This is a genomic window from Pantoea cypripedii, from assembly GCF_011395035.1.
GTDB lineage: Bacteria > Pseudomonadota > Gammaproteobacteria > Enterobacterales > Enterobacteriaceae > Pantoea > Pantoea cypripedii_A.
Map to the genome: position 1 here is coordinate 3,130,332 of NZ_CP024768.1, position 15,524 is coordinate 3,145,855.

The following is a 15,524-nucleotide window of genomic DNA, read 5'->3' on the forward strand; positions in this document are numbered from 1 at the left end:
TTCAATAAGGAGATTGAGATGTTAAATACCAGTATAGAATCTTACCGCCAAAGTGCGATATCAACACTGCACCAACATAATAAAGAAATAACCAAAAAACTCCCTGGCATCACCCATGTATCCAACCGTGGTTTACAATCTGAACATCCACGCACCACTACACTGATGTCGAATCGTTCGACCCACTTAGGCTTAAAACCGAATACACAAACGAGCAACAGGTCACTGTTACATGCTCTTCGTTATGAGCAAGGCACAGCCAGTAAACGCCCCATGCCTAAGCTTTTTTTAGATACGTTCGGGGAACCAAGCCAAAAAGTTAAAAACCTCTCTGAACATACCGGAGAAACAACGGTTAGCAGCGTACTAAAAAACACCGCAAGAAAATCGATCATAAAAAAATCAATCGTATCACAGTGCAAAAAAACAGATTCTGCTGCTCCAGGTTTGACACCTGAACAAATAAAACAAATAACATTACAAAATATACGCACAGATGGTTACTGGAACAACAACGCCATGGATTTAGCCGTTTACGGTGTCGCGGGTTCGCTGGATACCCGGTTATATATTGAAGACCATACTTGCCAGGGTGGCGAGAATCAATATTGCTCAATTAGTCAAACACCCGATCCACAAACTATGATACGCCTGCGCAGAGTCTGGCAGGATGGCCTTGAACATTACCAGTTCATTGATAACAGCAATCAAGTCCACAACGTTATCAATGATGGAAATTGCTTATTTCGCGCGATTGCGCTTGCCAGAAACAATGATGAAAGCAACTATGCTGAATACAGAGAGAGAGCCGCTCTTTATATTGGCGAAAACTGGGATAAGTATAAAGAAACGGCTATCATTGAAGACGCAGATATCATGGCAATAAACCAGGGAACCGCATATTACGCACAGAACAAAAGATTTATGGCACTTTGGGAATCAATAAAGTCCATCGTTGAAAAAAAGCATCTCGACTGGAGCAGGCTGCATAATAGTGAAAATAATTTAATCCGCATTTTATCCCATGGCATTGCTGAACCAGAGAAAATTTTAAAAAATCTCGATGGCGCGGACTTACAAAGCCTGGGTTTATCTTCCCGCGGTCTGAACAGCATTACAGAGCGTTTTATCGCCAAAAACCAGGATCAAACCTGCAATGATTACGGTTCACTAAATGGTATTCCTTGCAACACCAAAGATGGTTCAACTGTCGGGATGGAATTAGAACTTTTAGCTAAATTTGATGAGCGAGTTTCCTTTATTGATAACGAAGGGCTTGAAGGTCCCGGTGAACTTATCTATTTTAAAAAACATGCAGATAACTGGTATGCCATGGTCCATGAAGCACAGAAGATAATTATGTGGCAGGGGAATTACCTGCCACGGCAATTATTCAGCAAAATCCATACAGACTATCCGATTAATCCACGTGACTTATTTATTACTAACTATCCACTGGATTACTTATATGATTTAGCGGACGAGGGTTCCGGGAATGAACACCGGGAATGGTATAATATCGTCCTGCAACAAAATTTAGCGTTCTTTAAATTTTTAGATGAACACTACCCTGGATAGTGAGCAGCATAAAAGCAGGGAATCCTCCCTGCTTATTCCCCCATCAGGCTTTGAGCCAGCCCGCTATCTGCGCATGTTGCAGCAACATAATCGTTTTTCCGTCACAAATACGACCATTCTTCACCATGGCCATCGCCTCCGGAAAAGGCAGCTCCAGTACCGCGATCTCTTCGTCCTCTACGCCGCCGCCATTATTGGTGCGCTGCGCTTCGCTATATTCCGCCGCGAAAAAGTGCACAATTTCCGTGACGCCGCCTGGTGACATGTAAGCCTGCCAAAGTTTTTCGACTTCACCAACCTGATAACCAGTCTCCTCAATCGCCTCTTTGCGGATGCAATCTTCTGGGGTGTCATCATCCAGCAACCCGGCGCAGGCCTCGATCAGCTCACCGCTTTCATTACCATTAAGGTAAGTGGCGATGCGGAACTGGCGAATCAGCACCACGCTGTTTTTTTCACGGTTATAAAGCAGGATAGTGGCACCGTTGCCGCGATCGTAGACTTCACGTTTGTGGCGCAGCACTTCGCCATTGTTGCGGGTAATTTCGTAGGTAAAGTTGCGCAAGACAAACCAATTTTCTGACAGCAACTTCTCTTTGATGATGTTGATCTTTAACGGCATGACCACTCCACTGCAAATTTTGAGGGAGCCTGGAATGATAGGCCGAAGCCCTGAGGAAAACTATCTTAATTGTCTGAACAGTCAACACGCGCAATAAATTGCGCCGCTACAGTCCGTTGAACCGGGTAGCGGCGCGTTCTATCGCGTGGTCAGCAGGAATCACGCATTAAAACCCGTTCTTTTCCTCTTTCATATCCGGCAAATGGTGGGCGATACCTTTGTGACAATCGATACAGGTTTTCCCTTCCTCCACCGCTTTAGTATGCATCTTCGCCGCTACGGTCTTCTGCGCCGTGAAATCCATATATTCAAAGTTGTGGCAGTTACGGCAAGCCTGCGAATTATTGTTCCTCATCCTGCGCCATTCGTTTTGCGCCAGTTCGAGACGTTTCTCTTCAAACTTCTCGGGCGTATCAACAATGCCGAATACCTTGGCGTAAACCTCTTTACTGGCCTGGAGCTTACGCCACATCTTCGGTCCCCACTCGTGCGGCACATGGCAATCCGGGCAGGTGGCACGCACGCCGCTTCGGTTGTTGTAGTGCACCGTCTGCATATATTCCTGGTAGACGTTATTACGCATTTCATGGCAGCCAATACAGAACTGTTCGCGGTTAGTCATCTCCAGCCCGGTATTAAAACCTCCCCAGAAAATGATGCCACCGGCAAAACCGATCAGCAGCAAGGTGCCGATTGCCAGGCGGCTGGGTCGCCGCCACCAGCGCCAGATGCGGAGAATCATCGATTTCATTGACCAAAGCCCTCAGCCGGGCGGAAGGTGTTTTCCACCACCGGTTTGGCATCGGTTTGCGGTACATGGCATTGCAGACAAAAGTAGCGACGCGGGGATACCGAGCTGCTGACCAGCCCATCACGGTCGGTAAAGTGTGTCGGGCTCACGCGTGGCGCGCCGGTGGTGAGATAACTCTGGGTACCGTGGCATTGCAGGCAACGGTTGATGTTTTTTGTCACCTGATAGCCATCCACGCTATGTGGAATGACCGGCGGCTGATTGACGTAATTCAGTGGCTTGCGGCTCTGCTCTTTAGGCTGATGGATAGTGCCCTGCTGCGTCGCCGTCACCTCGGGTGACTGATTCAGGTCTACGCCATTCGCGGCCCAGACCGAGCCGCCCAGCATCAGGGCGACGAATGAGAGAAATGTAATAAGAGGTTTCATTGCATCCTGCCTTAAATTTTCACCAGCTTAACGGCGCATTTTTTATAATCGGTTTGCTTCGATAGGGGGTCAGTGGCGTCCAGGGTGATGTTATTCACCAGTACCCCGGCATCGAAGAACGGCGTGAACACCAGCCCCTGCGGTGGCTGGTTGCGGCCGCGGGTTTCGACGGTGGCCAGGGCTTCACCACGACGCGATACCACGCGCACTTTCTCGCCACGACGCAGCCCACGGGCTTTGGCGTCCAGCGGATGGATATACAGCAGCGCCTGCGGCACCGCGCGGTGCAGCTCGGGGACACGACGCGTCATGGTGCCGGTGTGCCAGTGCTCCAGCACACGCCCGGTACAGAACCACAGATCGTATTCTGCATCCGGCGATTCGGCAGGCGGCTCATACGGCAGGGCGAAAATCGTCGCTTTACCGTCCGGTTTACCGTAGAAACGCACCCCCTCCCCCGCTTTGACATAGCTGTCATGCCCTTCGCGATAACGCCAGCGCGTCTCTTTGCCATCGACCACCGGCCAGCGCAGACCACGCGCCTGGTGATAGGTATCGAACGGAGCCAAATCGTGGCCGTGACCACGACCAAAACTGGCATACTCTTCAAACAATCCTTTTTGCAGATAGAAACCGAAGGCGCGTGCGTCGTCGTTCAGCTGATCGTCAGCCACTTCACTCAGCGGGAACTGATTAACCTGGCCGTTGGCGTACAACACGTCATACAGGGTTTTGTCGCGCAGTTCCGGTTGTCGGGCGATCAGTTCTTTCGGCCACACTTCGGCCACGCGGAAGCGTTTGGCAAAGTTGACGAGTTGCCAGAGGTCGGATTTCGCTTCACCCGGTGCTTTGACCTGTTGATGCCAGAACTGAGTACGGCGCTCAGCGTTGCCATAGGCACCTTCCTTCTCTACCCACATGGCGGTCGGCAGAATCAGATCGGCGCAGAGTGCACTGACAGTCGGATAAGGATCGGATACCACAATGAAATTGCGTTCATCGCGCCAGCCCGGCATACGTTCCTGAGTCAGGTTCGGCCCGGCCTGCATGTTGTTGTTGCACATGGACCAGTAGGCATTGATCTTGCCATCTTTCAGGGCACGATCCTGCGCCACGGCGTGATAACCCACTTTAGCCGGGATAGTGCCTGCTGGCAGCTTCCACAGTTTTTCTGCCAGTGCGCGATGCTTGTCGTTGGTCACCACCATGTCGGCAGGTAGGCGGTGAGAAAAGGTGCCCACCTCACGTGCCGTACCACAGGCCGAAGGTTGCCCGGTGAGTGAGAACGGCCCGGTGCCCGGACGCGAGATTTTGCCCGTCAGCAGATGCAGGTTATAGACCAGGTTATTCGCCCACACGCCGCGCGTATGCTGGTTGAAACCCATGGTCCAGTACGACACCACCTTGACCTTAGGATCGGCATACAGCTCAGCCAGCATCACCAGCTGATCTTTCTCCACCCCGCTCATTTCACTGGCTTTTTCCAGCGTGTATTCAGCGACGAATTTCGCGTATTCATCGAAACTGATCGGGGTTGAGTCACCGCTGTCCGGGTTTTTCGCCTTCGCCTGGCGGGGATCGGTCGGACGCAGGCCATAACCGATGTCGGTCGCCCCCCGGTGCAAATTCACATGATTTTGCAGGAAGGTTTTATCCACCTTGCCGTGCTGGATGATGTAGTTGGCAATAAAGTTGAGGATCACCAGATCGGTTTGCGGCGTGAACACCATGCCGTTGTCGGCCAGCTCAAAGCTGCGGTGACGATAGGTAGAAAGCACAGCAACTTTAACGTTTTCATTGCTCAGGCGACGCGCCGTCACGCGCGACCAGAGGATCGGGTGCATCTCGGCCATGTTCGATCCCCACAGCACGAAGGCATCGGCCTGCTCGATATCGTCATAGCAGCCCATCGGCTCATCCATACCGAAAGTACGCATAAAGCCCACCACCGCCGACGCCATACAATGGCGCGCATTCGGATCGAGGTTATTGCTGCGGAAGCCCGCTTTCATTAACTTCGAGGCGGCATAGCCTTCCCACAGCGTCCATTGGCCGGATCCAAACATACCGACCGATTCCGGCCCGTTGGCTTTCAGCGCGGCCTTAAACTTCTCTTCCATGATGTCGAACGCCTGGTCCCAGCTTACCGGCGTGAATTCACCCTTTTTATCGAAACGGCCATCGGTCATGCGCAGCAGCGGCTGGGTCAGACGATCTTTGCCGTACATAATTTTTGGCAGGAAGTAACCTTTGATGCAGTTAAGTCCGCGGTTGACTTCCGCCTGCGGATCGCCCTGAGAGGCGACCACCCGGCCATCCTGGGTACCGACCAGCACACCACAGCCCGTGCCGCAAAAACGACAAGGCGCTTTTTCCCAGCGAATCGGGGCAGCGAGCGCAGTGGCCGCTTTAGTGACCGAGGGAATAACAAGTCCAGCAGCAGTCGCGGCAGCCGCCGCCGCGTTGGCTTTCATAAAATCACGACGACTTAGTTGCATAATGCTTCCTTTGCGGGTTGTTCAAATTCGTCCTGCTGGTGATACACCAGAGAGACCGCCAGCACGCCAGGGATGTTGCGGGTGGCTTCAATATTGCTGAGCAGCGTCGCGCTGTCGGCGGCTCCGAGGGTGACGGCCAGCGTACCGCGCGCGGCATCTTGTGCGGCTACCTCACTGTCGGCATACGTCAGCAGCGTCCGGGTGACGGCAGCGACGGCGCCTGGGCGTGCCTGAATCACCAGGCCACAGACGTGCCAGCTGTTATTTGTGTTCATGATCTAATCCTGTGGCTGACACCGGGCAAGGTGCGATGCACGCGCCGCAACCGGTGCAGTGCTGCGGCACGGTTTCCGGTTGGGCGATGCCATTGGCGGTGAGACGAAAGCGAATCGCCTGCTGTTCACAACTTTCCTGGCAACTGCGGCAGTTAACGCCCTGAAAAGTGATGCAATGGCGGCTGATATGGATGCGCTGCTGCCACGGCTGATGGTCGCGTGGATGAAACAACGGTTGCGGGCAGGCATCAGCACAGGCACCACAGAAGGTGCATTCGCCATGCTGAAAGTTGATTTGTGGCAGCGCACCGCTGGTCAGCTGCACAATTTGCGTGGTGCAGGCGGCAACACAGCGACCACATCCATCACAGCCCGCCTGATGACGCCACCACGGCAGCGCGATCGCCCCCGTGACAGCTTTGCGCTGTCCGGTAAAGAATTCGCGTCGTGACAGCACCATCGGAGCACCTGTTTCGGGATAAAAAGTAAGATGCGTAAAATAACCTGACACTAAGGAGGGCTATATCACTCGAAAGGTGTAATTCCCGATGCGGGATCAAGTCGCGCTGCAATAAATTGCGCCGCTGCGGAATGGATAAAAAAAAGGCCGTCCCACTGGACGGCCCTGCGTACTATCACAGCAAAAAACTTAGCGTGGAGACTCTTCTGCCAGCGTGCGCGAAACGTCTTCCTCACCATCATGATGGTGGTCATGCTCTTTCAGCGCTTCTTCATTGACGCGCTTACGCACGCCGAACCAGCCCAGAACCAGTATCACCGCAATCAACGGAATAGAAGCGATGGTGTAGGTACCGTTCGGATAGTCAAACGCCATCAGCACCAGCACGCTAACCAGGAACAGCAGCGTCAGCCAGGAGGTCACCGGTGCCCACGGCAGTTTGAAGCTGACATCTTCCGCTTTACCTTCTTTGATGGCTTTGCGCAGACGCATCTGGCAAATCACAATGAAGCCCCACGAAGAAATGATGCCCAGTGATGCCACATTCAGTACGATCTCAAACACCTGGGACGGAACATAATAGTTCAGTACCACACCGACGACGTAAACGGCGATGGTTACCAGGATACCCGCGTAAGGGACCTGCTGGCTGCTCATCTTCGACATAAACTTCGGTGCCGAGCCACCCATCGACATTGAGCGCAGGATACGGCCAGTGGAGTAGAGACCTGAGTTCAGGCTGGAGAGCGCCGCACTCAATACCACGATGTTCATCACGCTACCGATATACGGCACGCCCAGTTTGGAGAAGAAGGTCACAAACGGGCTCTGCCCCGCCTGATAAGCATTCCACGGCAGCAGCAACACCAGCAGCACCACTGAACCGACGTAGAACAGACCGATACGCCAGATCACGCTATTAATCGCTTTCGGCAGCATGGTTTTCGGGTCTTTACATTCACCGGCAGCAGTACCGACCAGCTCGATCGATGCAAAGGCAAATACCACCCCCTGCACCAGCACCAGCGCGGGCAGCAAACCATGCGGGAACAGGCCGCCATTATCGGTTATCAGATGGAAGCCCGTCGCGTTGCCATCCAGCGGCTTACCGCTGCCGAGAAACACCACGCCAACAATCAGGAAGACGGCAATCGCCAGTACCTTGATCAGTGCAAACCAGAACTCCATCTCGGCGAACCACTTCACACCGATCATGTTCATGGTGCCGACAATGGCCAGCGCACCGAGGGCAAACACCCACTGTGGTACGTCGCCAAACGCCCCCCAGTAATGCATATACAGTGCGACAGCGGTGATATCTACGATCCCGGTCATCGCCCAGTTAACAAAGTACATCCAGCCCGCCACATACGACGCTTTTTCACCAAGGAATTCACGCGCATAGGAGACGAAGCTACCGCTGGAAGGACGATGTAAAACCAGCTCGCCCAACGCACGGAGAATGAAGAAAGAGAAGATACCGCACACCAGGTACACCAGCGCCAGTGCCGGACCTGCCATTTGCAGGCGTGCACCTGCGCCCAAAAACAGACCGGTACCAATAGCGCCACCAATGGCGATCATTTGAACCTGACGATTACCCATCGCTTTGTGGTAACCGGTGTCGTGGGAATTAAGCCAGCGTCGTTTCGCAGCGCGCTGTTCGGCTGCGGTTTTTTTAGTAGGTTTCATAGCTTTCCTGTTTGTCCTGACCATCAATCACCGCTTACCAAACGTTTGCGTAGTGCGGTGCGAAATGGGGTAACACCCCGCAGGCAGGCGGCAGAACGATGTCGCACAACCAGCAGGGAAATTACGGCGATGAATCCTACCCGTTCTGCATGAATGAAGCAAAATATACCGCTAGTCTGCACGGGATGATTTGCAATTATTCGTTGTCATGCACAAAAAAAACGGCCAAAGGATCTGGCCGGTCAGGGTTGCTACAGGGAGAAAAACTGAGGGAAATTAACGGTAAATCTCGGCAGTGCCGCTCCACATGCTGGAGTCACCAGGATTTTGAACACCGATGACGCGGTAATGGCTGGCACCCATTTCTGTGGCTTTCTGCGATAGCTGGCGGGTGGCGTCATCCAGCGAACCACTCACGCCACTGACGGAAACGCTGCCGATACTTTGCATATTTTGCGCCTGTTCCGCGCTCAACGCGGTGGCGGCCAGGCTACTGAAACTTGCGGTGGCTAGCAGTGCACCAGCCAGAACGGCATATCGTGTCTTCATGGGGATGCTCCTGTATTTTTCCGGGAAAATGACTACCCCTAAAGTATTAACCCGCGAATGCAAACCAGATTAGGCCAGCGGTAAATTTGTTCAATATTTCGCCCGCCCTCTCAGATTCATCCAGGGAAAGGTAAAGAATGGTTACTTTTTGTACGAATGGTAACCTGGTGTGGCGAGATATCGTCGCCGATGTGACCGCGCTGTTTTATAATTCCGCGTTCTGAACAGGGTTTTTAATTGTGATCGTTAAACGTCCCGTAACACGTACCATTGCTCGCGCACTCAGCGCCATTGTACTGCTTTCGCTTCTCACCTCCGGGCTGGCGCTGATGACCCTTTCCAGCAGCCTGCGTGATGCTGAGACGGTCAATGCGGCTGGCTCACTGCGCATGCAGGTTTATCGCCTCGCCTGGGACAGTGCACGCGATCCCCAACAGCTGGAACATCATATCCAGCTCTATCAGCAGACACTGGAATCACCGGCGTTAAGCGGTCTGGATCGCCCCTGGGTACCGGCTGAAGTCACCAGTCGTTATCACTACCTGCGGGACAGCTGGCCAGAGTTACAGCAGCGCTTACAGCCGCAACACCTGCAGGTTTATCAGCAGCAGGTAGCGGCCTATGTGGATGAAATCAATCGTTTTGTGCTGGCTGTGCAACATTATGCCGAGCTGAAAATGCATCTGGTGGTCGCCAGCAGTTTGTCTGGTTTTCTGGCGATTGTCGGGCTGGCGCTGTGGACCATCCGTTTTATTCGCCGCAATGTGGTCGGTCCGCTGGATTCGCTGGTCACCGCCAGCCAGTATGTTGAGAAAACCCGGTTTCGTTTTCCGCCCTTACCGGTGGATCAACCCAACGAACTCGGCGTACTGGCGCATGCTTTTACCGCGATGGCCTCGCGTTTGCAGTCACATTATCGTCTGCTGGAAGATGCGGTGCAGGAGAAAACCGAAGGCCTGACACAGGCTAATCGTATGCTGACGTTGCTGTATGAAAGTTCCCAGATACTCACCAGCAGCGCGCTCAACCCTGACGTTTTTCAGGGGCTGCTCCAGCAACTTAAATTACGCGAAGGTTTTCGCGTGGTGGTGCTGGAGAGCGAAAACCTGACATTTCAGGCCGGGAAGAGTGATGATGCACTGATGTGGCAGCACCTGGCCTTGCAGCAGGATGAGCAGCTGCTCGGCGAATTGCGCTGGCAATCGACGAAGCCCGCTTCTGATGAATTAATGCAAAGCCTCGCCAATATGCTGGCGCGCGCCCTGTGGATCTGGCAGACGCAGAAGCAATATCAGCAAATGCTGCTGATTGAGGAACGTGCCACTATCGCGCGCGAACTTCACGATTCGCTGGCGCAGTCACTCTCCTTTCTGCGAATCCAGCTTACTCTGCTGCGACGCACGGTTGATGGCAGCCAGCCAGAGGCGCAAAGTATCATCAGCGAATTTGATCGCGCGCTGGCGGATGCTTATCAGCAACTGCGCGAACTGCTAACCACCTTCCGTCTGACCATTGAGCAGGCCGATCTGGTGGCCGCGATGCAGGCGATGATTGTCCCCTTACAGGAGCAATCACAGGCGGAAATTCAGTTTGATTATCAACCCGGATTGCAGAGCCTGGATGCGCAGCAGCAGGTGCACGTGTTGCAGATTGCGCGCGAAGCCTTGCTCAATGCAATCCGTCATGCGGGAGCGCAACAGATTACGATTCGCTACCAGCGTGTTGCCGATGAGGACCATCTGTTAACCATTGAAGATAATGGCAAAGGTATACGCAGTACGGAAGAACCGCCGGGTCACTATGGCCTGACGATTATGGCAGAACGAGCCGCGCGCCTGTCAGGCACGCTGCTGATTACCCCGCAGGATCACGGCACAAGGGTGACATTACGTTTCCCGCCACGCCCGATGCACCTGCTGGAATAACAGGCTACATGGACCGTTTACTGGAGAAAATATGGACCTGCAAACTCTGACAATTATGATCGTTGATGACCACCCGCTGATGCGTCGTGGCATTCGCCAGCTGCTGGCTCTGGAACCAAAGTTACAGGTGGTTGCCGAGGCCAATAACGGCACCGAGGCGCTGGCAGAAGCCCGCCGCCTCGCACCTGACGTCATTCTGCTCGATCTCAATATGAAAGGGATGTCGGGGCTGGATACGCTGAAAGCACTGCGTAATGAGGAGATCTCGGCACGCATCCTGGTGCTCACCGTTTCAGACGCCCGCAATGATATCTACGCCATGGTTGATGCCGGTGCCGACGGTTACTTACTGAAAGACAGCGAACCCGAGCAGCTGCTACAGCAAATTTTGCGTGGCGCACAAGGTGAGAATGTATTCAGCGAAGTAGTGGTTGAATATCTGGCTAACCGGCCCCACAGCTCTAACCCATTCCGCCTGTTAACCGAACGCGAACTTGATGTGTTGCAGGAAGTGGCGCGCGGATTGTCAAATAAAGAGATCGCCTCCACCCTGCATATCTCGGAAGAGACAGTGAAGGTGCATATCCGTAATATGCTGCGCAAGCTGGACGTGCGCTCACGCGTCGCTGCCACGGTACTCTGGCTGGAAAGCCGCAATGTCTAGCACATCACAAAAATCCGTCGGGAGATTTACACTTTCTCCATAATTTCTCCACGATTCTCTAATTTGCGCCGCGTAGAGTAAGCTGCGGCAGGAGATGTCCCAGGATAGCGCTTCCACTCCGCCAGCGTGAACCCGAGCCGGGTTCACGCTTCTGATAATAAAAGTAAAAAATACGCAGCTGAGGAGTGTCGGTTCCATGTCGAATTTTTTTATCGACCGCCCCATTTTTGCCTGGGTTCTGGCGATTTTACTTTGCTTATGCGGCACACTGGCGATCATCTCGCTGCCGGTTGAGCAATATCCCGATCTCGCGCCGCCTAACGTGCGCATCACCGCCAACTATCCCGGTGCCTCCGCAGAAACGCTGGAAAACACCGTCACCCAGGTTATCGAGCAGAACATGACCGGCATCGATCACCTGATGTACATGTCCTCGAACAGCAGCAACATCGGTCAGGCGCAAATCACCCTCACCTTTACCGCCGGTACTGACCCCGACGAAGCGCGTCAGCAGGTGCAAAACCAGCTGCAATCTGCCCTGCGTAAACTGCCTGCGGCGGTACAATCGCAGGGGGTAACCGTCAATAAAACCGGCGACAGCAACATCCTGATGATTGCCTTTGTTTCTACCGACGGAAGTATGGACAAACAGGATATTTCAGATTATGTCGCCAGTAACATTCAGGATCCGCTCAGTCGTATTGATGGTGTTGGCGAGGTAGATGCCTATGGTTCGCAATATTCGATGCGTATCTGGCTCGATCCGAACAAGCTGATTGCCTATGCGCTGACCACCGATGATGTGGTGAGTGCCATTGAATCGCAGAACAACCAGGTGGCGGTCGGCCAGGTCGGGGGATTGCCATCCGTGGCGAAGCAGGCGCTTAACGCCACGGTCAATGCTCAGTCGATGCTGCAAACCCCGGAACAATTCAAAGCCATTACTCTGAAAACCAATCCCGATGGTTCGGTGGTCACGCTGGGCGATGTGGCCGATGTCGCCCTGGGGGCGGAAAAATATGATTATCTCAGCCGTTACAACGGCCAGCCCGCTTCCGGCCTCGGTATCAAACTGGCATCGGGTGCGAATGAGATGAACACCGATAAGCTGGTACGCGCCCGCGTTGCCGAGCTGTCGCAGTATTTCCCGCACGGTCTGGAGGCGAAAGTCGCCTACGAAACCACGCCGTTCGTCAAAGCCTCGATCACCGACGTGGTGAAAACCCTGCTGGAAGCCATCCTTCTGGTGTTCCTGGTGATGTATCTGTTCCTGCAAAACTTCCGCGCCACGCTGATCCCGACCATTGCGGTGCCGGTAGTCTTGCTGGGTACCTTCGCGGTGCTCTACGCCTGTGGCTACAGCATCAATACCCTCACCATGTTCGCGACGGTGCTGGCCATCGGGTTGCTGGTGGATGATGCCATCGTGGTGGTGGAAAACGTCGAACGCATCATGAGCGAGGAAGGGTTATCGCCACGGGCGGCGACGCGTAAATCGATGGGGCAGATTCAGGGGGCGCTGGTCGGCATTGCGCTGGTGCTCTCGGCGGTGTTTGTGCCGATGGCCTTTTTCGGCGGCACCGTCGGCGCGATTTACCGCCAGTTCTCCATTACTATCGTCTCGGCGATGGTGCTGTCGGTGCTGGTGGCGCTGATCCTCACCCCGGCGCTGTGCTCGACCCTGCTTAAGCCACTGGCGCAGGGCCAGCATCATGGTCGCCGCGGCTTTTTTGGCTGGTTTAACCGCCACTTCAACAGCAATGCCGAACGCTATGAACGCGGCGTGGCGCGCATTCTGGTGAAAAGCGGCCGCTGGATGTTGATCTATCTGGTGATCATTGGCCTGATGGCCTTTCTGTTTATCCGCCTGCCCACCTCGTTTCTGCCACAGGAAGACCGTGGCGTGTTCCTGACCCAGGTACAATTACCGCCGGGCGCCACCCTGGAGCAAACCTCCAACGTGGTGGCGAAGGTGGAAAATTATTATATGACCGCCGAGAAAGATAACGTGCTGTCCGTGTTCTCCACCATCGGTGCCGGCCCCGGCGGTAACGGCCAGAACGTGGCGCGTCTGTTTATTCGTCTCAAGGATTGGGAGGAACGTCCGGGTGCCGATCGCACCTCTTTTGCCATCATCGATCGTGCCACCAAAGCCTTCCACAAGATCAGAGAAGCCAGGGTAATCGCCAGCAGCCCACCGGCGATTACCGGCCTCGGTAGCTCCTCGGGCTTCGATTTAGAATTGCAGGATCACGGCGGTATCGGGCACACAGCGCTGATGGCGATGCGCGATAAGTTGCTGGAGCTGGCAGCCAGCAACCCGGCATTGTCGCGGGTACGTCACAACGGCCTTGATGACAGCCCGCAGTTGCAGATTGATGTCGACCAGCGTAAAGCTCAGGCACTGGGCGTGTCGGTAGATACCATCAACGATACCCTGACCACCGCCTGGGGTTCGACCTATGTCAATGATTTTATTGACCGCGGTCGCGTCAAAAAGGTTTACGTCCAGGCGGCCCCGGAATTCCGCATGCTGCCGGATGACATCAATAAATGGTATGTCCGCAACAGCAGCGGCACCATGGTGCCCTTCTCTGCCTTCGCCACCAGCCGCTGGGAAGTGGGTTCACCACGCCTGGAGCGTTATAACGGCTATTCGTCACTGGAGATTGTGGGTGAAGCCGCAAACGGCGTCAGTAGCGGCACAGCAATGGACGTGATGGAGAAACTGGTCAGTCAGCTGCCACTGGGCGTGGGCTTCCAGTGGACCGGTGCGTCTTATCAGGAACGTCTCTCCGGTTCTCAGGCTCCCGCGTTGTATGCCATTTCGCTGCTGGTGGTGTTCCTGTGTCTGGCGGCGCTGTATGAAAGCTGGTCGATTCCGTTCTCGGTGATGCTGGTGGTGCCACTGGGCGTGGTGGGTGCGTTGATCGCCACCTGGCTGCGCGGGCTGGAAAACGATGTTTATTTCCAGGTCGGGCTGCTGACAGTGATTGGTTTGTCGGCGAAAAACGCCATTCTGATTGTGGAATTCGCTAACGAGATCAACAGTAAAGGACGTGAATTGATCGAAGCCACGCTGGAGGCCTCACGCCAGCGCCTGCGCCCGATCCTGATGACCTCACTGGCGTTTATCTTTGGTGTGTTGCCGATGGCGATAAGCCAGGGTGCCGGTTCCGGCAGCCAGCACGCGGTAGGCACTGGCGTAATGGGCGGCATGATCTCCGCAACCGTGCTGGCGATCTTCTTTGTGCCGTTGTTCTTTGTGCTGGTGCGTCGCCGCTTCCCCCTGAAAGAAAAGCCGCATGACTAACCCGTTTTGAGAAGTGCACGGCGGTAGCTCCATGTTTCCCGAATGGGAGCTATCGCCAGAAACGCCAGAGGTGCTGATTGAACTCATCACCCGACAAGAATTAATAGTGCATCCCTGACGGTAATAAAGAGGTGCCTTCACCCACCTCACTATCGTTCACCTGGGGTGGAAGGGGCAGCTTAATATCATGATTTTTATCAATATAATCATATCGTAATAACGCAAGCGCCTGACATCTGTTTTCAATGGCATTCTGCTTAATGTGTATATCGCGAGATAAGTAATCAAGACAAGGCGTTAATAGTGCACTCGAGATAGCGAGGCTGCCTGCAACAATATTAGTCAGCGAGGAGAGTTCATTCTCTTTGGCGACGGCTGACGTTACCCAGGTCGCTCCGGAAGCAATTAATATCGTATGATTAAGGATGGGTAAAAATTCTGACGTTATGACTTTCGCATAGGTGTCAGATTTTGTTATCTCTTTGAAATTATTTAAATCTCGTAAAATTGCAGCTGCACGCAACTCACCAACTGACATATTATTCACAACTTGCCGTATTTTTATCTCCTTGTTTTGATCTGCCAGAGCCGTGTCTTCTATTTTTTTATTAAAACTTCTCATCTCATCAGAAGAGTTGAATATAAACTGCAAGTGACTCGCCTTATCCGTTTGCGTCTGCGCAGTTACAACACCGGTACTTATCGCAAAATAAATGCCCTTGTTTGTGATCATGGCAACATTTCCCTGTTATGTTCATGATACTAAAAA

At 53.6% G+C, this 15,524-nt stretch carries 13 protein-coding genes; 4 read left to right on the plus strand and 9 right to left on the minus strand.

From position 1 onward, the window contains the following. Positions 1–18 precede the first annotated feature (18 nt). Complete coding sequence (locus tag CUN67_RS14610; protein ID WP_208716014.1) at positions 19–1,578, plus strand: hypothetical protein; 1,560 nt, start codon at positions 19–21, stop codon at positions 1,576–1,578. Between the two features lie 43 nt (positions 1,579–1,621). On the opposite strand, the gene nudK is transcribed toward CUN67_RS14610, so the two are convergent. The 8 genes from nudK to CUN67_RS14650 all read right to left on the minus strand — a co-directional run bounded on the left by nudK (position 1,622) and on the right by CUN67_RS14650 (position 8,853). Further along, positions 1,622–2,200 (minus strand): GDP-mannose pyrophosphatase NudK, encoded by a 579-nt coding sequence (gene nudK / locus CUN67_RS14615; RefSeq protein WP_208716015.1) that lies wholly within the window; start codon positions 2,198–2,200, stop codon positions 1,622–1,624. 166 nt (positions 2,201–2,366) lie between these two features. Next, positions 2,367–2,951 carry a cytochrome c-type protein NapC gene (gene napC, locus CUN67_RS14620; RefSeq protein WP_208716016.1) on the minus strand — a complete coding sequence of 195 codons (585 nt, stop codon included), beginning with the start codon at positions 2,949–2,951 and terminating at the stop codon, positions 2,367–2,369. Next, positions 2,948–3,379 carry a nitrate reductase cytochrome c-type subunit gene (gene napB / locus CUN67_RS14625; RefSeq protein WP_208716017.1) on the minus strand — a complete coding sequence of 144 codons (432 nt, stop codon included), beginning with the start codon at positions 3,377–3,379 and terminating at the stop codon, positions 2,948–2,950. Before napB ends, napC begins: the two co-directional genes overlap by 4 nt. A gap of 11 nt (positions 3,380–3,390) precedes the next feature. Then, the gene (gene napA, locus CUN67_RS14630) at positions 3,391–5,877 is read right to left on the minus strand and encodes a nitrate reductase catalytic subunit NapA (protein WP_208716018.1); all 2,487 of its coding nucleotides are present in this window, start codon (positions 5,875–5,877) and stop codon (positions 3,391–3,393) included. Next, positions 5,868–6,152 (minus strand): chaperone NapD, encoded by a 285-nt coding sequence (locus CUN67_RS14635; RefSeq protein ID WP_208716019.1) that lies wholly within the window; start codon positions 6,150–6,152, stop codon positions 5,868–5,870. Before CUN67_RS14635 ends, napA begins: the two co-directional genes overlap by 10 nt. Then, positions 6,139–6,612 carry a ferredoxin-type protein NapF gene (gene napF, locus CUN67_RS14640; RefSeq protein ID WP_208716020.1) on the minus strand — a complete coding sequence of 158 codons (474 nt, stop codon included), beginning with the start codon at positions 6,610–6,612 and terminating at the stop codon, positions 6,139–6,141. The genes CUN67_RS14635 and napF overlap by 14 nt, the downstream gene beginning before the upstream one ends. Positions 6,613–6,801: 189 nt before the next feature. Further along, positions 6,802–8,304: an L-asparagine permease gene (ansP, locus tag CUN67_RS14645; protein ID WP_208716021.1), complete on the minus strand. Its 1,503-nt coding sequence runs from the start codon at positions 8,302–8,304 to the stop codon at positions 6,802–6,804. Positions 8,305–8,580: 276 nt separating this feature from the next. Continuing rightward, complete coding sequence (locus CUN67_RS14650; protein WP_208716022.1) at positions 8,581–8,853, minus strand: YdgH/BhsA/McbA-like domain containing protein; 273 nt, start codon at positions 8,851–8,853, stop codon at positions 8,581–8,583. A 239-nt stretch (positions 8,854–9,092) separates the two neighbouring features. Between CUN67_RS14650 and narQ the strand changes: the two genes are divergently transcribed. The 3 genes from narQ to acrD all read left to right on the plus strand — a co-directional run bounded on the left by narQ (position 9,093) and on the right by acrD (position 14,755). Next, positions 9,093–10,778, plus strand: coding sequence for a nitrate/nitrite two-component system sensor histidine kinase NarQ (narQ, locus tag CUN67_RS14655; protein WP_208716023.1), 1,686 nt, complete (start codon positions 9,093–9,095; stop codon positions 10,776–10,778). Positions 10,779–10,809: 31 nt separating this feature from the next. Next, complete coding sequence (locus CUN67_RS14660; RefSeq protein WP_208716024.1) at positions 10,810–11,442, plus strand: response regulator; 633 nt, start codon at positions 10,810–10,812, stop codon at positions 11,440–11,442. Between the two features lie 196 nt (positions 11,443–11,638). Continuing rightward, positions 11,639–14,755, plus strand: coding sequence for a multidrug efflux RND transporter permease AcrD (gene acrD, locus CUN67_RS14665; protein ID WP_208716025.1), 3,117 nt, complete (start codon positions 11,639–11,641; stop codon positions 14,753–14,755). A 100-nt stretch (positions 14,756–14,855) separates the two neighbouring features. Here acrD and CUN67_RS14670 read toward each other — a convergent pair whose 3' ends face one another. Continuing rightward, positions 14,856–15,488 carry a hypothetical protein gene (locus tag CUN67_RS14670; protein WP_208716026.1) on the minus strand — a complete coding sequence of 211 codons (633 nt, stop codon included), beginning with the start codon at positions 15,486–15,488 and terminating at the stop codon, positions 14,856–14,858. Positions 15,489–15,524 lie beyond the last annotated feature (36 nt).

What these genes read in the sequence shown, in the direction of transcription:
- CUN67_RS14610 (WP_208716014.1), top strand. Translation starts at nt 19, where the DNA reads ATGTTAAATACCAGTATAGAATCTTACCGCCAAAGTGCGATATCAACA.
- nudK (WP_208716015.1), bottom strand. Translation starts at nt 2,200, where the DNA reads ATGCCGTTAAAGATCAACATCATCAAAGAGAAGTTGCTGTCAGAAAAT.
- napC (WP_208716016.1), bottom strand. Translation starts at nt 2,951, where the DNA reads ATGAAATCGATGATTCTCCGCATCTGGCGCTGGTGGCGGCGACCCAGC.
- napB (WP_208716017.1), bottom strand. Translation starts at nt 3,379, where the DNA reads ATGAAACCTCTTATTACATTTCTCTCATTCGTCGCCCTGATGCTGGGC.
- napA (WP_208716018.1), bottom strand. Translation starts at nt 5,877, where the DNA reads ATGCAACTAAGTCGTCGTGATTTTATGAAAGCCAACGCGGCGGCGGCT.
- CUN67_RS14635 (WP_208716019.1), bottom strand. Translation starts at nt 6,152, where the DNA reads ATGAACACAAATAACAGCTGGCACGTCTGTGGCCTGGTGATTCAGGCA.
- napF (WP_208716020.1), bottom strand. Translation starts at nt 6,612, where the DNA reads ATGGTGCTGTCACGACGCGAATTCTTTACCGGACAGCGCAAAGCTGTC.
- ansP (WP_208716021.1), bottom strand. Translation starts at nt 8,304, where the DNA reads ATGAAACCTACTAAAAAAACCGCAGCCGAACAGCGCGCTGCGAAACGA.
- CUN67_RS14650 (WP_208716022.1), bottom strand. Translation starts at nt 8,853, where the DNA reads ATGAAGACACGATATGCCGTTCTGGCTGGTGCACTGCTAGCCACCGCA.
- CUN67_RS14660 (WP_208716024.1), top strand. Translation starts at nt 10,810, where the DNA reads ATGGACCTGCAAACTCTGACAATTATGATCGTTGATGACCACCCGCTG.
- acrD (WP_208716025.1), top strand. Translation starts at nt 11,639, where the DNA reads ATGTCGAATTTTTTTATCGACCGCCCCATTTTTGCCTGGGTTCTGGCG.
- CUN67_RS14670 (WP_208716026.1), bottom strand. Translation starts at nt 15,488, where the DNA reads ATGATCACAAACAAGGGCATTTATTTTGCGATAAGTACCGGTGTTGTA.